This window comes from uncultured Finegoldia sp., assembly GCF_947252345.1.
Taxonomy (GTDB): domain Bacteria; phylum Bacillota; class Clostridia; order Tissierellales; family Peptoniphilaceae; genus Finegoldia.
Map to the genome: position 1 here is coordinate 1 of NZ_CAMXVC010000035.1, position 17,827 is coordinate 17,827.

Sequence of the window (17,827 nt, forward strand, 5' to 3'; positions counted from 1 at the left end):
GTAAAGCAATTTACAAAATAATCCACGAAAGTCGCACAACAACGTGCGACTTTTTTTGTGGGAAAATTTAGTGTATAATTTTAACTTATGATATATTATGTCAAAATGTATAAAGGAGTTTTTATGAAAAAATTAATAGCAAAATTTCTTTTGTTTAGTATGATAATGAAATGATATTGCTATTATTCGAGAGTTAGAATATAATAAAATAAAAAAAGGAGGTGTTTTTATGGAGTTTATGTCCGCAAGGGAGGCCGCTGAAAAGTGGGGGATTTCGCAACGACGAGTAGCTGTTCTTTGCTCTGAAAACAGGATTGACAATGCAACTATGGTTGGCAATATGTGGATTATCCCACAATCTGCGAAAAAACCTGTTGATAAAAGAAGCATCAGATATAACGAGAAAGAAAATACATACATAAAACCATTTCTAAAATGGGCTGGCGGAAAGGGGAAACTCATCAGTGAAATAAAAAAATACTATCCTTTTGAAGATAAAGCTATTACAAAATACGCCGAGCCATTTGTCGGTGGTGGGGCTGTTCTTTTTGATATACTGAGACAATTCGAGCTCAATGAAATTTACATCAGTGACACCAATTTTGAGCTTGTGAATGTTTATCAAACTGTACGAGACAATATATGGGAACTTATTTGTCTATTAGAGAGAATAGAGGGTGAATTTCTGGGAAAGAATACAGATGAACGCAAAAAGTTTTATCTGGAAAAAAGAAAGCTATTTAATGAATTGAAAATTAATGATACTCACAAAATAAGTGTCGAAAGGGCTTCTTTGATGATATTTCTTAACAAAACTTGTTTTAACGGATTGTATCGTGTAAATAAAAAGGGTCTTTTTAATGTTCCGATGGGTTCATACAAAAGCCCTCTCATTTGTGACCGTAAGACTTTAATGGCTGTGAGTGAAAGGCTTCAACAGGTGAATATAGTGTGTGTCGATTACAAAAAATCCCGTGATTTTATCGACAAGAACACATTTGTCTATTTTGATCCACCATATCGCCCATTGACAGATACTTCGAGTTTTACTGCTTATACTAATGAACAGTTTGGTGACAAAGAACAAATTGAACTTGCAAAATTTTTCGATGAAATGGACAGAAAAGGTGCAAAAATTCTACTAAGTAATTCCGACCCCAAAAACGTCGATGAACAAGACAATTTCTTCGACGATATTTATTCTTCTCATCGAATCAGACGAATTGAGGCTTTTCGTATGATAAACTCAAAAGGTAATTCAAGGGGCAAAATCAAAGAATTGCTTATTTCTAATTTTTAGGGTGCAATATGGAAATAAAAAAAGGAACGAAATTAATACAAAAAAAGACAAAACAAGCTATAATTGAGTTTGTTTTAAAAAATTATGTTATTTATGTTTTCGAAGGAAAATATTCTGATTTTGATATATTGGTCAAGTATTCCAAAGATTCTACTCGCTTACGAACTCCTAAGCATATTCATTGGGTAGTGGATGTTCTGATGAAAATGCAGGGAAATCATAAGCTTACAAGGAGTTTCTTAAAATCTATCCAAAGTTGTTGGCATTCTTGTAAGCCACTTTCAAACAATGATTACATCACTTTAAAAAATTTAATAGAAAACGGCGAAAATGAGATTGATATTAAAAAATATTCTTCTCTTAATGATTTTGGTGAATATGATGTTGAGTTTTTGTATGTCTTGATGGAATTATTGGCTGTGCAAGAAAAAACAAACAGAGCTGATGCTTATATATTCGGCGAAATTATCGAAAAATTATTAGACGAAAATGTAGATATTTTCAAAATTATTTCCAAAGCAGGATTTCGTGGAAGGAGAGGCTGATAGTGTTGTGTCAGCTATCTCCTTTTTTAATTATTCCCCCTATTAACAAAAAATCCCCCTGAATAATCAGAGGGATTCTTCTTTGTGAAAGAAGTTTTCGGGGATTGTTATTTGATGGTTTCTGTTGTTTCGTCTGTTGTGCTGTTTTGTGTTGGTTGTGCCGGTTGTTTTTCTTCTGCCGGTTGTTTTTCTTTGTCTTTTTTGTCGTGAGAGCTGTTTTGTTCTTCTTGTTTGTTGTCTTCTTGTTTTTCTTCTGGTTTGTTGTCTTCTTGTTTGTGTTCAGTCTCGTTTTCTTGTTGTTCTTTTAATTTTCCGTATATTATTTATCTTCTGTATTCTGGTGTAAATACTATATTATATTTAAAATTCCATCTTGTGTGTGTGATAAACTATTATTATCCATTAGGATGATAAACTCCTTTGTTAATATATGTAGCTTGTCAGGCAACACTATTTTATCATAGGAGGTTTTATTTTGCTTGAAGCTAAAGCTATTGTCTTCCACCCGCATAGCAGGTGGTTTTTTGTTCCGCTCTCTTCGTTCGCTCAACAAACTTAAGTGCTCATCAAAAGCGACCAACTTTTTATGGTTGATCGGCTTTGGCTTGGTCATTTATTCGCTTGTGATGATAAAATACAAATTTGTTACTTATAATCCGTTGTCTTATTTACATCATAAGATATAAAATATAATTTTAGATAAATATATTTTTGGAGGTGAACGCCATTGGATATTCAAAAAACATTCGGGCACAAGGTTCAGCAGTTGCGAAAAGAAAAGGGACTGAGCCAAGAAAAATTTGCCTTATCTATCGACATGGACAGGACTTATTTTGCATCGGTCGAAGCCGGCAAAAGGAATATCGCCATAAAAAACATTCAGAAAATTGCAGATGGCTTCGGCGTTTCCCTGAGTGAGCTATTTGAGAATTTGTAAAGGAGGGTCTATTTATGGCTCAGAAAGATTTAAGAACCTACCATAGACGAGGCGTGACTCGTGAAAGCGGCTATCATACATGTGACGAGACAACCGGTGGCGAGTGCCGTGTTCTTCATGCAGAGCAATATGTCTGTGAAAGAAACTCGGTGACATTTACATTCACTCGTCCATCTGTTGATGTAGTTGAACTTTTTGAAAAAAATTTGTCAATTATTGCTTTTGGTGGCTACATCCATTCTTCTAAAAAAGCGACTGTATCCTTGGATATGAGTTATAGCTACGAAAAGAAAGGCTATGTTTTAAGCGAAGATTTGGAACAAACCATCGAAGCTAATAACTGGTCAGGCATTGGCATTCATGCCGAACAGCTTATCAATAAGGATTCACAGTTGATTGATGTGGTTGTTAAAATGACCATATCAAGTCAGCAACGCAATGTTCTTGATTTCATCGCTTTTGATTTTGATGTAGTTTCCAAGGAGGAATTTCAAGATACATCTTGTGCAACGAGCTTTTATCAAAAGACCAGTATGCATGTGCCTTATCTTTACTATCTCCGTTCTGACTTGCCGTTTGACTTGTATCTCACTTCCGGACAAGAATTTACAGAAGGAAAGTGCATCATTGCAAAGAGCTGTAATCGCTGTGGTCGTTATCTTCCCATCAATATTGACGACGAGTCAAAGACTTTGTGTTTTTCATTACATTGCAAGAAACGAGCTCCGTGCGTTCATTCGACTTTCAGAGCATACAAGATACAGAACATTTCTAATGTGAAAGAAAGTGACCTCAAAGTGCTCAATATTGAAGGTGATAAGTTTGTATCCTATTATGGACATCAGCTTGAATGTAAAGCATGCAAGAAGTTCTTTGTTAATGCTCCTTTGAATCCTCAACGTAATGCCCAGCAGTTCAAAGAAGATAGTTTAAGACGAAGGGCTATTGAGGTTTTGGTAAATAGCCTCTTGGACAGAAACATTATTCATTTTGAATTTGAGCGCCGCACTAAGAAGGAGTTTTCTCGATACATTTGGGAAAAGTTCGACAAGAGATGTTTCAAGTGTGGGCCTGACTCTGACCCAATTGAGTTGGGGGATATGGCTTTAGACCACACCATGCCGTTGGCGTATTTGTACCGTCTTGATGAAACTGCTACTTGTTTGTGTAGTAGCCATAACTCTCAAAAGAGCGACAATTTCCCTGTAGATTATTATACCAAAGGAGAACTTTCTCGACTGAGTGAAATTACTGGCTTGTCTTTGGATCTTCTCTACAAGAAAGAGGTTAATCAGCAGGTACTGGACTTGCTTGTTAAAAATGTTGTATGGTTCTATGACGAGTTTTTGATGCAACCTAACTATCAAAAGGTAAGAGACGGAATCCTAACTGCGGACAAAATAAATGATTCCTTGAAGCGAATTATCGCTGGAAAAGTTGACCTAGCTGAAAAATACCGCGAGCATAAAGGTCACTATCCTGATTCTGTAACAATCAGATAATTATTCCAACAGGACTGGATTTTTTCCAGTCCCGTTTCTATTTTACTTCTTCATCAAAAACAAATATTGGTGCTCCACCGTTGACCCTTTATCCTTAATGCCATGCTTTTCAATCTCCTGGACATTTTCAGTACCACGATACACCTCGATAAAATACGGTGCAGCTCGTTTAGACAATTCCTCTGCCATATCTACTTTCCCAGTTTTGCCAAGGTGGAGAATTACTTTACCGTTGGGCTTTAAAATATCGTAACACATTTTGAAGAAGGACAGATAAACATCAAAGTCCTTGCGTTGCTTCTGGTCTAGAAACGCATTTTCGGCTTCTTTATAGTCGTTTTCTTCCCAACCGCAAAGCCAAAGGCGCATCCAGTTTTGCATATAAAATCTAATTGAATCAGCAAAAGGAGGTGAGCAAATCACAGCATCAGCAGTGATATAGTGGGTACCGAGATATTGATAGTCCCCATATATCGCTTGTCCGGAGCAATAGCTTTTAAAATTCCCATTTTTATATGAAGCATACAATTTATCTTTAATATGCTCTACAACATTTTTGTAGATAAAATCACCTGTGGGAGCATATGGTGTAAGAGGATGAGAATTTCGTGACAATGCGTAAGGGCGGTTGCCATGAAGAACATGAAGGAAACACGAAAAAACCATTGCCTCAGCAGATGTAAGCGTTCTGATTCTTGAAACAAAATATTTTCGTGCGCAAAGTATTTCCTTAAAAGTGTCTTCGTGGAAATAATTAGGCAGCTTTCCATTGAACCCAAAGTTCTCATATTTTTGGATCATCCATGAGATTTCATCGCTCTGTTTTTCGACCTCGATGTATGAGTATAATCGTTCAAGAACTTCCAAACAATCCTGTTCATCAGCTTTCTCTACTTTTGCCTTTGTAACACAATATGCGAGCTCACTGAGGTCGTTTCCAATACCAACTCTATTTTGCAAGCACGCTTCTAACGGAATTGTACCAACTCCACTCAAAGGGTCAACGACTATGTCTCCCGGCTCGGTAAATTGTTCCACCAAAAAATGAGCAATTGCAGGCTTCAACTTTCCGTGATATGAGCACAAAGAATGCCACGAATGTCCCCAGTTTCGCCCCGAAAACGGTGCAACTTTATATGGCATGGTATTCATAAAATTATGTGCTTCCGCATAGAAGATTTCAAGAGGTGAATCCTTCTTATGAAATCGAAATTTCAATAGCCTCTGAGAAAGAACCATGCCATTTTTAGAACGGCGTTCTCTTAGGATATCCTCTCCATACAGTTCAAATCCGTAAGATTCACAGATTTTTGTCAGAATCTCATGGGTAGGAATATGAACCCCAGCAAACTGTGAGTCTCCAATATCCATGATAAAGTATCCGTTGTCCTTCATTGCGTGTGAGAGACGCTCAATAACTTTCTGCATATCATTAAAATAGCCTGCAACCATTATCGGAATGCGTTTATCGTATGCAACAGGTTCTAATTCTTCAAGATACGGGCGTACAACATCTGGAATCTCAAAGACCTTGTTACGATTGGAGACATTGTTTATGCCTGCGATAATTCCCTTAGAATGAAGGCGTGGCAGATCCTTTTCACTAATAACATGACCGGATAGCTTCAACTCAAGTTTTGCGTTTCTTATATAGTTGGTGCCGTTAAGATAAGGAGGCGAAGTAATAACGCAGTCTATCTGGTTTTCAACTTCAATATCTCTCGAATCATCCGCCAATCTGATAGTTTCTGCTAATGTAGGACAACTATCACTCTCAATGTCTTCAATGGCTATTCTAAGTTTGTAAATGAAATTAGAAAGAACATCTTTGTCTTTGTCTTTCTTCTCGTTTTCTTTTGCGAAGCGTAAATCACCTTGGCGAATCATCTTTGAAGCCCTGACCGTAATAGATGCTAAGAGAATAAGAGCAATGTTTTTCGTATCTTCGTCGGAAATATTATCAACCTTTTGCTGTAAGTCTTGCAACTGAGCCAGTACCTCGGCATCAAAGAATTTTTCAAATCCGTCCCATGTAGGTGCTTCAAAGCAAAGCTGAAATCTGTAATTCTCTATTTCCTTTAAGAATGCTTTAAGGTATTTGCTTCGGATACCTGAGTCTCTCAGCCTTTTAACAGAATTGATTTTAGCCTCAATAACCTGCTGCATAAAAGGATTTGTCTCACAGTAATAGGATTTAATCCCGTGAGAAGATGCAACTAAAGATGTTGTGCCTGTTCCACAAAACGGATCGTAAATTACATGGATGTTTTCCGGTCCAATCTCCATCACAACTTCGTCAATCAAGCAAGAAGAATATCCCTCTAAATAGGAATACCATCTATGAATGGGTTCGCCCTTGTTCAAAACAAAGGTGGCTGCTGCCGCTTTTGAATAACTATTTCTCATTTTTCCCTCCTTCCTTATGACGATGTTTGATGACATCTTCAATGCTACAATCAAAGTAGTTGCATATTCTGTCAATTATTTCAAGGGACACGATTTCAGAGCGTCCCATTTTATCCATAGTTGATTTTGAAATATTAGTTGCTTCCATCAGATCTTTCTTGCTCATATCTCTATCAATGAGCATTTTCCAAAGAGGTTTGTATGAAAAAGACATCGTAAATACTCCTTTCTATGTGAAATTGTACTATAAAAGTATTGCTAAATCAATACTTTTATAGTGACTTATCAACAACAACCTCTTGAGGACTAACAATATTCGTAACAATTTAGTGCTATTTTATCTTATATTTAGCTATTTGAGCATCTCATTTCGATATAGGTTTTTATTCCTATATATTATCACAGCCAAAGGCATACAGCGCTTTCTTCTGGTTCATGGTCATCGTTTTGTTCTCCTTTGATTTGATAAAATTATAACCACCAGCTTAGTTGATGGTTTGCTCTGCCCCTATAAGAGGCTGTTACCGGCAGCATTTTATGCTTTGGACTTTCTTTCTCTTACACCAATTTTCGCAGCTGGTGCTAAAGCACCTTATTTTCTGCTTTTGTTTACTTGCTCACCCGTAAACTGGTCTACAAATTCTTTAATGCTTATTTGATCTGCCATATAATCTTCTTTTAATTGATTTCTTATATATTCTTCAATTTTCTTTGCATTTTTCCTGCTGCATCCACGTAATATCCTCTGCACCAAAATTTCTACTTCCATATTTGTATTTTAAATTTGCATGCCTATCAAATATCATTAGGCTATTTTCCCCTTTTAAATATCCCATTATTTCCGATACACTGTACTTTGGTGGTATTTCAAGCAACTTGTGAATACGGTTCGGACACAATTCAGCTTCTATTATTCTTGTTCCTTTTCTTGTTAATAAATCTCTTAGTATTTTTCCTATATCTTGTTTTAATTTTCCGTATATTATTTATCTTCTGTATTTTGGTGCAAATACCATATTATACTTACAGTTCCATCTTGTGTGTGATAACTATTATTATCCATTATGATGATAAGCTCCTTTGTTAATATGTGCAGCTTGTCAGACAACACTATTCGATCATATGAGGTTTTGTTTTGCTTGAAGCTAAAGCTATTGTCTTTCACCTGCATAGCAGGTGGTTTTTTGTTTCGCTCACTTCGTTCGCTCAACACACTTAAGTGCACAACAAAAAATCCCCCTGAATGTTCAGAGGGATTGCTTCTTTGTGAAAGAAGTTTTCGGGGGTTGTTATTTGATAGTTTCTGTTGTTTTGTCTGTTGTGCTGTTTTGTGTTTGTTGTTTGTTTTCTTTTGGTTGTGCCGGTTGTTTTTCTTCTGCCGGTTGTTTTTCTTTGTCTTTTTTGTCGTGAGAGCTGTTTTGTTCGTGTTGTTTGTTGTCTTCTTGTTTTTCTTCTTGTTTTTCTTCTTGTTTGTTGTCTTTTTGTTTGTATTCAGTCTCGTTTTCTTGTTGTTCTTTTAATTTTTGCTCTTTTTCCAGTTGTTCGTCGCTTGGTATTTGTGGAAGTTGTCCTTTGTAGGATATTTTTCCGTTTTTCTTTTCAAATTTGCTTATGTGGAAGCTTGTCGTCGTATCTTTAGTGTATATGTCGACAGTTTCTTGTCCAATCGAGAAGATTCTCGACGTGTCACTGATTTTGTAGTGAGATTTCAAAAATTCTATTACTTCTTCTATTTTCAAGTCTGATTTGTACGTCAAATCAACTTGTGGATGTGTGAATTTGTATTTCAACGTTGCGACGACGTCTTTCGCTGTGAATCCCTTCAAAGCTCCTGATTTTTCCATTTTCAACAAGTCTTTTATGCTTAGTGCGTGGTAGTGGTCGCCGTGTAACCAGTAGAATACATTGTCTTGTTTGTCGTCTGTTCCCACTATGGTGATTCCGTCTGTCAATTTGCCGTATCCCGTCATACTTCTTAGATTGTCGTTGAGTATGGCTTCGATTCCGTCGACTTTGTTGGCTTGGATGTCATCGTAGTTGAAGATGTCCTTGTCGTCTACTTCTACATTTCCAACATCGACGTAGTCTTTGATGTATTCAGCGTTTGGATAGTGGCTTTTTGGATTGACTCTTACCATCAACACTTCTTCGTCACCTCTGTACAAGTGCCAGTGGTCTTTGTGGTCGACGATTTTCGTGATGCCTTCCGGCCATTTAATCTCGTCGTTGTTTTGTGGCTCGTCGTGGTTTCCTTGGTAATTTCCATACGTCGCTTCTGGGAAGAGTTCTTTCGGATTGGTGTATGTTATCGCTTCGTTCCCGTTGGAGTCGTAGATGTGATAATGGTCTTCGTGTTTTAGGATTTTGACGATGTCAAATCTGTTGATTTCGTTTATTTTTCCATCTTTTCCGATAACTTTTGTTATTTTGAGCTCTTTTATTTTTTGTTGTCGTGTCTTGGCATTTGGAATTTGCGATGTGCCATCTTGTGACGGATTGTCTTGTGGGTTTTGTCCTGTCGGATTTTCCCTTTGTGGATTTTCCTTTGCGTCGTTGTGGTGTTGACTATGTTCGCCGTCACCTGCGTGGCTTCCCGTGTAAATTCCAACAGCGATGTCTGGGTAAAGTGATGATGGATTCTTGTAAGTTATAAATTCATCGCCGTCTTTTGTGTAAACGTGCCAATGGTCGCCGTGTTTCAATATTTTGATGACGTTGTGTTTTTTCTTGTTGCCCTCCACTTTGACGAGTTTGTCGTCACGAATTAGCCTGTCCGAATTGTGTTTCGTGTAGGTCTTGTTAGATTTTTTGTTCTTTTTTTGTTTTTCCCTGTCTTCTTTGATAATCTTGGCAATCATTTGTTTTCTGTTGGCGTGTGTTCCAACGTACTGACCGTACTCTGCATTTGGATATAAGCTTCTAGGGTCTGTGTAGGACACAAACTCGTTGCCCTTTGACGTGTAGATGTGGTAATGGTCGCCGTGCTTCAATATCTTGATGACTCTTTCGTCGTTTTTCTCGATAGTTTTTTTGAGTTTTTGCTTTTCGTGTGCAATTGTCTTTGCGTCCATTTTGCCGTGAAAATGTCTGTTGTTATCCGCATGGGTTCCAACGTACGTTCCCACTTTTATGTGTGGAAACATCATTGATGGGTCTTCGTAAGTGAGATATTCCCCGCCACCTCTCAAATAAACGTGCCAATGGTCGCCGTGCTTTAATATTTTAACGACGTTTTGACCTTTGAGTCTACTCTTGCCGACAACGCTCACCATTTCAAAATTCGTCGTGTCTTTTATTTTGCTCGGGTCTTTGTAAGTAATCTTCTCTCTGCCATCCTTTGTAAAAACGTGCCAATGGTCGCCGTGCTTGACGACTTTGACGATGTCAGATTTTTTGATTTCAGAATCTATCAAGACCTCCGTTGTCTTGTCCTTTTTTATTGTTGGTTTCTTCTCGCTGCAAGTCGATTGTTGCGTTGTGTTAACGTTAGAATTTGCAAGCTCCTTCTTTTTTTCCTGCTTGGAAAAGCTCGAACAAGAACTTAAAACTGTCGACAACAAAACCACAGCCAATATTATTTTCTTATTGTAATTCATTTTATCTCCTATTTTTTCCTTATTATCAACGAAATTATCAGCCAAAAAACCGATATCAACACGATTACAGACCCCGGTCTGAGGTTTAGCATATAAGATATCACAAGCCCCAAATACACAAACACCACCGAAAAAATTATCGAACAAATCAAAGTGTTTTTGTACGTTTTGGTGTACTGCATAGCGCTTATATTCGGCAACACCAGTAGCGATGACACGATTAACGAGCCTATCGTTTTTGCCGAAATAGATATGGCGATGGCAGACAAAAATGTCACGCAAAAATTAATAAACTTGATGTTAATTCCCAAAATCCTAGCAGCTTTCCAATCAAAAATGCTCAGATACAACCTCTTGTACAAAAGTGTGTATGCCACTAACACAAATGCGGCCACTGCTAAAACCAAGTAAAACTCCTCGTCGCTTATCGTCACGATAGAGCCGAACAGATACGACGAGATGCTGTTGGTGTTTTTCACCATCGACGAAAAAATCCCTGCAAGCCCGATTGACAGAGCGAGGATAATCACCGTCGATATCTCCTGATAGGATTTCAATCTGTTTCTTATCACCTCGATTGAAAGCCCCGCAAAAACACACGCCACGATGGCTGCCAATAGCGGATTGAACCCGAACGCAAGTCCAATCGTAAGCCCTGCGAGTGACGAATGTGAGAGAGTGTCCCCAATCATCGACAGCCTTTTTAATAAAACAACCTGCCCCATACAAGGGAGTATAATCGCAAGCAAACCCCCTACAATGAAAGCTCGCTGCATAAATTCGTATTCAAAAATATCCATATTCCCCTCACAGACGAATCTCATTTTTTTGTATTCTCACAGCCTTTTTGTCCTTGATTTTTATCGCATAATCAATGTACTTTCCAGCCAAATCAAGCTGATGAGTTATTATCACAACGGTTTTGTTTTTGAGATTGGACAAATTTTCGAAAAACTCATCCGCAAACTTCTCGTCAATTCCACTCGTAGGCTCATCCAGAAAAATAATCTTCGCATCCTTTATCAAAGCGAGTACAATCCCAAGCCTTTGAAGCTGTCCACCAGACAACTCGTCAAGAGATTTTTTGCGATGCTCAAAAAGCCCCACCTGTTCCAAGTAAAACTTCAAATCTGCCTTCTTTTTCAAAAAAGACAAGTGAATCTTCACGCACTCCTCAATAGTCGTCGGGAAATTTTTGTATGACAAGACAGAATTTTGAGAAATATACGCCAAATCCCTAAAATGATTGTCCCTTTTTATGTCGACACCGAAAAGTTGTATCTCGCCGTCATAATTAGTCAGATTTTGCAACATAAGATTCATCAACGTAGACTTGCCAGCCCCGTTCTCACCGACAATTGCCACAAAATCCCCCTCATTCACGGCAAAACTCACCCCATCTAGTATAGGATTTTTCTCATAGGAAAAGGACAAATCCCTGACACAAATAACCTCCTTACTCATTGAAAGCTTCCACAAGTTGTTTTAAGTTTTCTTCCATAAGCTTCAAATAGCCCTTTGCAACTTGACTTTCGTCGAGGTTTTCCATCGTATACAAAGTAGATGTTTTTGTGTGAGTGTTTTTCGCCAAAGTCTCTGCAACTTTCGGCGTAGCCTTGCCCTCGAAAAATATCGTAGAAATATGCTTGTCCTTCACGAAATCTGCGATTGTTTTAAGTTGCTTGGCAGTAGGCTCATCCTCAGGAGAAATCCCCGTCACTGCAACCTGCTTCAAACCATAATCGTCTGCCAAATAATTGAACGCCGCATGGGAAACGACAAAATACTTGTCCTTGCTCTTGACCTTCGAAAGCTCCATTTCGAACTTCTTGTCCAATTCGTCGAACTTGCCACTGGCCTCGTCCAAATTCTTCTTGTAGAACTTTTCATTCTCAGGGTCAATCGCAGACAACTTCTTGTAAATCGAATCCAACATCTTCTTGGCATTTTTCACAGAAAGCCAAGTGTGTGGATTGATAGCCGTCATATCCGAACCCTCGCTCGAAGAATCCAACAAAGTTAGCCCTTGTGACAAATCCAAAAACTTCCCGTCATCCTTCATAGATTTCTTCAAATCGTCCACAAAAGCCTCCATACCGGCACCATTGTAAACAATCAAATCGCCCTTCAAAACATCCTTCATAGTGTCCGTCGTAAGCTCAAAAGAATGAGGCTCCTCATTCGTCTTGATAATAGTCTTGACCTCCATCTTATCCTTGACAATCATCTTCGTCAAATCCGCCACCGGAAAAAACGTCGCATAAATAGTCTTCTTAGAATCAGTCTTAGCCGCATCTTCGCTCTTAACATCCTTAGACCCTTGCTTGCCACAAGCAGTCAACAAAAACAAAGCTGCAACGAAGACAACCAATATTTTCTTAAAATTCTTGCTCATAAACTCCTCCTTAATGCAAATAGTTTGCAACAACTAATATAATACACTAAATGCAAATGATTCGCAACAATTTTTTAAAAAATTTTTAACAAACACAAAAAAACCGGCAAATCACAGTGGACTCGCCGGTCTTTCACGAAAAATTTTAGGAAAATTTTGAAATTAATAAAAATTATGGAATTAACAAGGTTATTTGTTCATGCTCGACAGGATAGCGTTGAGCTTTTCAATGGAGATTTTGATATCTTCTAGTCGGGACTCCACCCTGACTAGAAGAAAAGCCGTCACTGAAATGGGAAAGCCCACGTTACCAACAAAGCTTAGTAAATCGTCCATACTCGACCTACTTCAAAACGACTTGTTTTCTCTCAACGGACACGATATCAGCTTCTAATTTCTTATTAAAAACTCCCGATTTACCCGTCAAAGCCTCAGACTCTACGATTTTAGTGAGCTGTTTGTCGATTTCATCATCAGTTTTGTTTTCATCGAAATTGTCGATTCTGATTGTCATTTTTTCGTTGAATTCATTGCCTAATTTTAATTGCAAATACTTATCCATCTACACCCCTCCTATAATTGTTTTGTTTCCACAAGATAAGCTTGCTTATCTTTACCTAACATCAACTCTTGGATAGCCAAACAAGCATCTCTCAACTTGTCTTCAGCCACCTTATCATTTACATTGTTGATTGTCTTTGACAACTTTTTTTGTTTGCCGTCTTTCACAACAGCTGAAGTGATTTTTAATTGTTTCATTCTCACTCCCCCTTTCACTTATACATACATTTGGGGGTGTGATTTTACTATTCTGATTTGAAAAATTTGGGTATAATGTAATTAACACAAGAAAGGTTGTGAAATTTATGAAAAGGTTATTTAAAATTCTACTTACAATTGTAATCGTCTACTTAATTGTCGGCTGGACTTACAATCATCCAGTTCAATATTTTTGTGGAAAACACAGGCTGTATTCTTTTATGGAGCAGCAAGGAACTAATAAAGATAATATTTTGAAGATTTCATCAAGCTATGATTTTAAAACTGAGGGTTATGAATTTGATGTGATTTTTAAGGATGATCCATTGGTTGAATATCGTTACAGTTATCATTTGACTAATTTTAGATTGTCTAATTTGCCGCATTTGTTTGAAGATACCAACAAAATCAGTGTTGATATTTACGAATACGCTACAGGAAGTCCTATCGGAAACACCTATTTCAAAAAGGCAAAATATATGAAATACACTGATGGATGGCATTAAGAGGTGAATATGAAAAATAAATTATACAAATTTATCAAAATCGTGATCTGTATTTTCGTGATTTACAATGTTGTGTGGTGGGTTGTTGATCATCCAATTCAAAGCTATTTTGCAAACAAAAAACTTGACCAAGTCCTCACTTTACAAGGAACCGACAGATCCAACATCAAATCTATAGAAAAATATAATGATCCAAGTAGGAATACCACATGTTTTACAATATATTTCAAAGATGAACCCAATACACAATACGAGTACCGATATTTCTTGTACTCCAATGTTTATTTGAACCCTTGGAAGAACAACTACAACAAAATGTTTTGTTTTGCTTATGATATGAAGCTAAAAAAAGAAAAAAACATGTACGACAATCACAACTACCTTGCAAGAAAGCCGTTTGCTGATTATATTAAATATCAAAAATGTTTAAATACTTGGAAATAACTCCACAAAAACAAGCTCACTTAATAAGATGAGCTTGTTGTTTTTATAAATTGTATGAAAGCACAGGCTGTGGACAAGATAATCGCCACGTTGTAATCGAGTTCGAAAAAATTTCTCGCAAAATTTGCCATCAATATCGCAAATACTGTCAAGTTTACGAACACAACGTATTCGAGCTTTGATATTTTGTGTTTTACTATCTTATACGTCAAATAGAAAAGCATAATTATGAGCACAACTATTGTCACCGGTATCACGATGTTCATATCGACTTGTTGTTCAAAAACCATATTCTTATACATGATATGCCTTTGCATTCCCATTCTGTGTTTGGTGAAATAATGCACGATGAATATCGAAAGTATGGCTACTATTTGAATTACAGATAGTAATTTTCTGATAATTTTCATTATTTTGTCGCTCTGTCGTTTGGCAATTTGTCAACTGTTGTGAATTGTACATTCTTGTCTTTTGGGTCTCCGACTTGTACTGGAAGTTCTTTGTGCATTTGCCATTCATTCCATCCACCATCATATATTGTTGGGTTTAATCCGTTTTCAAATGCCATAAACCAAGGCAAAGTTGCTCTCCAACCTGTTCCACAGTAAAAAGACATTTCCTTGTCTGTTGAAATTCCTTGTTCTGCCCACATTTTTTTGATTTCGTCGAATGATTTGTATGTTCCGTCTGGGTTCGTGTAGTAGGACATATCTGAATTGTCTTTTCCAGATTTTCCCCACAATGCTCCTTTTGGTTCTCCTGCTTTTGGAATGTAAGAATATCCCGATTCGATTCCTTTCCATTCTTTTTCGCTTCTAATTGAAATCAATTGGAAATTCTTGTCGTTTTTCAATTTGTCCTTTGCTTGGTCAAGTGAAATCAAATATTCTGGGTGAGCTGGGATTTTTGTGCCGAAATCTTTTACAGCAACTGGCTTGTTTTCTGTTGTTTCTGTTTCAAATCCTTTGTTTTTCCAAGCTTTGATGCCACCGTTTAGAATTTTAACGTGTTCAACTCCAGCATAAATATACGCAAATGCAACTCTTGTAGCTCCTGTGTTTGGTCCGTAAACTATGACTGTCTTATCCTTTGTAATTCCTTGTGAAAGCAATGCTTTTTCGATTTCTTCTGGTTTTCTCAAATTCCAAATAGGTCCAGCTTCAATGGAATCTGTGTTGACATGGATGGCACCTTTGATGTGACCGTTTCCCTTCAAATAATCAGGACTGTCCTTGGCTTCTCCCCATGTTGCTTCGACCAAGACGTAATCTTTTACATCGCTCTTGCCGTCGATTACATCTTTTACATATTGTGGGTCTACGAATATTTTTCGGTCGACTTGTTTATCAGATGAATCTTCCTTCTTTTCTTCCTTCTTTTCTTCGGATTTTTGTTCTGTTTTTTTGTTGTCGGCTTTTTCATCAGATTTTTTGTCACAAGATGTGAAAATCATTCCAACAACAACTGCCATCAACATAAATTTAAATAGTTTTTTCATATTTCCTCCAATAATTTTTTTACAAAAATATTTTACCACATCACATCCCAAATCTTTTATTGCGTTTTTTTATAAATCAAAAAATGGTATAATAAAACCAAATAAAAAGGTGATATTAATGAAACAAAAATCTGAAAGCATCGAGATAATGTTCATACTGACGCTCATTGGTGGTTTCTTGGACAGTTACAGCTATCTCACACGAGGAGGGGTTTTTGCCTTCGCACAGACGGGCAACATCGTCTTGTTGTCGATAAATATCTGCGAGGGAAATCTCGACAAGATAGCACGATACATTATGCCGATTATCGCATTCATCATGGGTACGACTTTGGTTAGAATTTTCGAAAAAAAATACAAATATATGAAGATAGTTCATTGGAGGCAGGTTGTCCTAGTGTTTGAGGGGTTGTTCTTGTCGGTTGTCGGATTCATCCCCGACAATCTCAACAAAATCGCCTGTCTTTTCATATCGTTCGTCTGCGCCATGCAGATAGAGGCGTTTCGCCGATTCAAAGGTGTAAATTTGATGACTACGATGTGCACCGGAAACCTCAAAAAAGCTACCGACGGACTTATCGACTACCTCTATGTCCGTGACATAACGCTCTTGCAGGGTTCAATCACGACGTATTCCGCAATCTTGTTGTTCATGCTCGGTTGTATAATCGGGACTTTAACATCGTTCAAATTTGGCACGAAATCCATTTTCTTTTTGCCAATTATAATATTTGTGGCATTCATAATAATGCACGAAACAGAAAGGAGTCGCAAATGACCTTCAAACAAATGAGAAATCCGAACGAAAAAAACGGCTACGTTATGCTTTTTACAATGCAGGACAAGCGCTCATTGGACGTGTTGAAAAAAGAAAAAAGATTCACCAACAAATTGGAGTACGCCAAGGAACACTTCGACGATATTTACGAGTTTTTCAGAGAAAAATACACGTATTTTGTCAATAAAGCAGAAACAATTGTCGACAAACCTGATGACGTGAAGCTTCCGATTTGGTGCTCTGTCAGTTACCGCAACTGTATGAAACCCGATCCCGATTCCGTCGCTTACTGCATCAAAGTTCCCGCTGACAAGGTTGTATATCTCGATGGGCTAAAATGGGACTACGTCCTCAACAACCACTACGTCCCTCTCGACAAACAAGACCTCAACGATTACTACAAATACTTAAAAGACCACAGAATGCCCAATCCATTTCTAATAGGCTCACCGGATTATCGTTATTTGTATCCGCAAGAATACAAAAAAATCACCGATTCCTACGACAGAATATTCGACATTGACAACTGGGACATATTCGCCGTACAAGCAAACATCTGGGAGTTCACCGAAGATATGGTGATAAAAGTGTTCAACTACAAGGAGACAATCGACATATCAGAAGATGACCTCGAAAAATACTTGTAGAAAATCTGAAAAATCAAAAATTTCAGAAAAATCAAAAATTTCAGAAAAATCAAAAATTTCGGAAAAATCAAAAAATCTATAATATCAATCAATAGCCAGTGTAATCATTGGCTATTTTTTTGTATTCATTTGCAAACAAAAAAGAGAGTATCGCTACTCTCATTTTTGTGTGAATGTCTATTCAATTTTATCTGTCTTCGTCTTTTTTCTTCAATCCGAGGAAAGCCCCTGCTGCTGACAACAATCCAGCTATTGATAGCGTGAATGTTTCTGCTGTGCTTCCTGCTTTTGGCAATTTCTTTGCTCGTTTCGAAGGGCTGTTGGCAACTTCTTTTCCGTTCAATTGTGCTTTTGCTTTTTCGAGATTTGCAAGTGCTTTGTTGACTTCTTCTTGTGTTGCTTTTTTGTTTGCTAGTACTTCTTTTGCCTTCTTCAACGCTTTTTCGTAGTTGTATTTTTTGTCTTTGTCGGCGTTCTTGTACTTTTTAGTTTCCTTCGTCGCTACTGAATTGTT

At 37.4% G+C, this 17,827-nt stretch carries 20 protein-coding genes and 2 pseudogenes; 8 read left to right on the plus strand and 14 right to left on the minus strand.

Features of this window, described 5'->3' with window-relative positions:
• The first annotated feature begins 229 nt into the window (after positions 1-229).
• Together Q0X02_RS06940 and Q0X02_RS06945 are read left to right on the plus strand one after the other, a co-directional pair.
• Positions 230-1,300: a DNA adenine methylase gene (locus Q0X02_RS06940; protein ID WP_297813550.1), complete on the plus strand. Its 1,071-nt coding sequence runs from the start codon at positions 230-232 to the stop codon at positions 1,298-1,300.
• An 8-nt stretch (positions 1,301-1,308) separates the two neighbouring features.
• On the plus strand, positions 1,309-1,845 hold the full coding sequence (locus Q0X02_RS06945; protein WP_297813553.1) for a hypothetical protein: 537 nt from the start codon (positions 1,309-1,311) through the stop codon (positions 1,843-1,845).
• A 326-nt stretch (positions 1,846-2,171) separates the two neighbouring features.
• On the opposite strand, the pseudogene Q0X02_RS06950 reads toward Q0X02_RS06945, so the two are convergent.
• A pseudogene (locus tag Q0X02_RS06950) lies at positions 2,172-2,248 on the minus strand (IS200/IS605 family transposase); the annotation flags it as partial.
• 324 nt (positions 2,249-2,572) lie between these two features.
• On the opposite strand from Q0X02_RS06950, the gene Q0X02_RS06955 reads away from it, so the two are divergent.
• Positions 2,573-2,782: a helix-turn-helix domain-containing protein gene (locus Q0X02_RS06955; RefSeq protein WP_297813556.1), complete on the plus strand. Its 210-nt coding sequence runs from the start codon at positions 2,573-2,575 to the stop codon at positions 2,780-2,782.
• Between the two features lie 14 nt (positions 2,783-2,796).
• Positions 2,797-4,284 carry a hypothetical protein gene (locus tag Q0X02_RS06960; RefSeq protein WP_297813559.1) on the plus strand — a complete coding sequence of 496 codons (1,488 nt, stop codon included), beginning with the start codon at positions 2,797-2,799 and terminating at the stop codon, positions 4,282-4,284.
• 42 nt (positions 4,285-4,326) lie between these two features.
• Here the strand turns inward: Q0X02_RS06960 and Q0X02_RS06965 are convergent, their stop codons facing one another.
• The 10 genes and pseudogenes from Q0X02_RS06965 to Q0X02_RS07010 all read right to left on the minus strand — a co-directional run bounded on the left by Q0X02_RS06965 (position 4,327) and on the right by Q0X02_RS07010 (position 13,440).
• Positions 4,327-6,690, minus strand: a complete 2,364-nt coding sequence (locus Q0X02_RS06965) for a DNA methyltransferase (protein WP_297813562.1) — start codon at positions 6,688-6,690, stop codon at positions 4,327-4,329.
• Positions 6,680-6,904: a helix-turn-helix transcriptional regulator gene (locus tag Q0X02_RS06970; RefSeq protein ID WP_297813565.1), complete on the minus strand. Its 225-nt coding sequence runs from the start codon at positions 6,902-6,904 to the stop codon at positions 6,680-6,682. The genes Q0X02_RS06965 and Q0X02_RS06970 overlap by 11 nt, the downstream gene beginning before the upstream one ends.
• Before the next feature lie 378 nt (positions 6,905-7,282).
• A pseudogene (tnpA, locus tag Q0X02_RS06975) lies at positions 7,283-7,706 on the minus strand (IS200/IS605 family transposase).
• A 273-nt stretch (positions 7,707-7,979) separates the two neighbouring features.
• The gene (locus Q0X02_RS06980; protein WP_297813568.1) at positions 7,980-10,286 is read right to left on the minus strand and encodes a pneumococcal-type histidine triad protein; all 2,307 of its coding nucleotides are present in this window, start codon (positions 10,284-10,286) and stop codon (positions 7,980-7,982) included.
• Between the two features lie 8 nt (positions 10,287-10,294).
• Positions 10,295-11,086, minus strand: coding sequence for a metal ABC transporter permease (locus Q0X02_RS06985; protein ID WP_297813572.1), 792 nt, complete (start codon positions 11,084-11,086; stop codon positions 10,295-10,297).
• 7 nt (positions 11,087-11,093) lie between these two features.
• On the minus strand, positions 11,094-11,750 hold the full coding sequence (locus Q0X02_RS06990) for a metal ABC transporter ATP-binding protein (protein ID WP_297813575.1): 657 nt from the start codon (positions 11,748-11,750) through the stop codon (positions 11,094-11,096).
• Positions 11,743-12,681, minus strand: a complete 939-nt coding sequence (locus Q0X02_RS06995) for a metal ABC transporter substrate-binding protein (RefSeq protein WP_297813578.1) — start codon at positions 12,679-12,681, stop codon at positions 11,743-11,745. Before Q0X02_RS06995 ends, Q0X02_RS06990 begins: the two co-directional genes overlap by 8 nt.
• Positions 12,682-12,870: 189 nt before the next feature.
• Complete coding sequence (locus Q0X02_RS07000; RefSeq protein ID WP_297813580.1) at positions 12,871-13,017, minus strand: YvrJ family protein; 147 nt, start codon at positions 13,015-13,017, stop codon at positions 12,871-12,873.
• A 7-nt stretch (positions 13,018-13,024) separates the two neighbouring features.
• A complete protein-coding gene (locus Q0X02_RS07005) occupies positions 13,025-13,243 on the minus strand; it encodes a DUF2922 family protein (protein ID WP_297813583.1) in 219 nt (72 codons plus the stop codon).
• An 11-nt stretch (positions 13,244-13,254) separates the two neighbouring features.
• Positions 13,255-13,440, minus strand: a complete 186-nt coding sequence (locus tag Q0X02_RS07010; RefSeq protein WP_297813586.1) for a hypothetical protein — start codon at positions 13,438-13,440, stop codon at positions 13,255-13,257.
• 107 nt (positions 13,441-13,547) lie between these two features.
• Here Q0X02_RS07010 and Q0X02_RS07015 point away from each other — a divergent pair, with 107 nt between their 5' ends.
• Entirely contained in the window at positions 13,548-13,946 is a 399-nt protein-coding gene (locus Q0X02_RS07015) for a DUF3139 domain-containing protein (protein WP_297813589.1), read from the plus strand.
• A gap of 9 nt (positions 13,947-13,955) precedes the next feature.
• A complete protein-coding gene (locus Q0X02_RS07020; RefSeq protein ID WP_297813592.1) occupies positions 13,956-14,390 on the plus strand; it encodes a DUF3139 domain-containing protein in 435 nt (144 codons plus the stop codon).
• A gap of 20 nt (positions 14,391-14,410) precedes the next feature.
• Here the strand turns inward: Q0X02_RS07020 and Q0X02_RS07025 are convergent, their stop codons facing one another.
• The gene (locus Q0X02_RS07025) at positions 14,411-14,800 is read right to left on the minus strand and encodes a hypothetical protein (protein ID WP_297813595.1); all 390 of its coding nucleotides are present in this window, start codon (positions 14,798-14,800) and stop codon (positions 14,411-14,413) included.
• Positions 14,800-15,888: a sulfurtransferase gene (locus Q0X02_RS07030; RefSeq protein WP_297813598.1), complete on the minus strand. Its 1,089-nt coding sequence runs from the start codon at positions 15,886-15,888 to the stop codon at positions 14,800-14,802. Before Q0X02_RS07030 ends, Q0X02_RS07025 begins: the two co-directional genes overlap by 1 nt.
• A 118-nt stretch (positions 15,889-16,006) precedes the next feature.
• On the opposite strand from Q0X02_RS07030, the gene Q0X02_RS07035 reads away from it, so the two are divergent.
• Together Q0X02_RS07035 and Q0X02_RS07040 are read left to right on the plus strand one after the other, a co-directional pair.
• Positions 16,007-16,666: a YoaK family protein gene (locus tag Q0X02_RS07035; RefSeq protein ID WP_297813601.1), complete on the plus strand. Its 660-nt coding sequence runs from the start codon at positions 16,007-16,009 to the stop codon at positions 16,664-16,666.
• Positions 16,663-17,313, plus strand: coding sequence for a DUF3841 domain-containing protein (locus Q0X02_RS07040; protein WP_297813604.1), 651 nt, complete (start codon positions 16,663-16,665; stop codon positions 17,311-17,313). The genes Q0X02_RS07035 and Q0X02_RS07040 overlap by 4 nt, the downstream gene beginning before the upstream one ends.
• A 187-nt stretch (positions 17,314-17,500) precedes the next feature.
• On the opposite strand, the gene Q0X02_RS07045 is transcribed toward Q0X02_RS07040, so the two are convergent.
• On the minus strand, positions 17,501-17,827 hold a 327-nt coding region (locus Q0X02_RS07045), incomplete at its 5' end, for an LPXTG cell wall anchor domain-containing protein (RefSeq protein ID WP_297813607.1).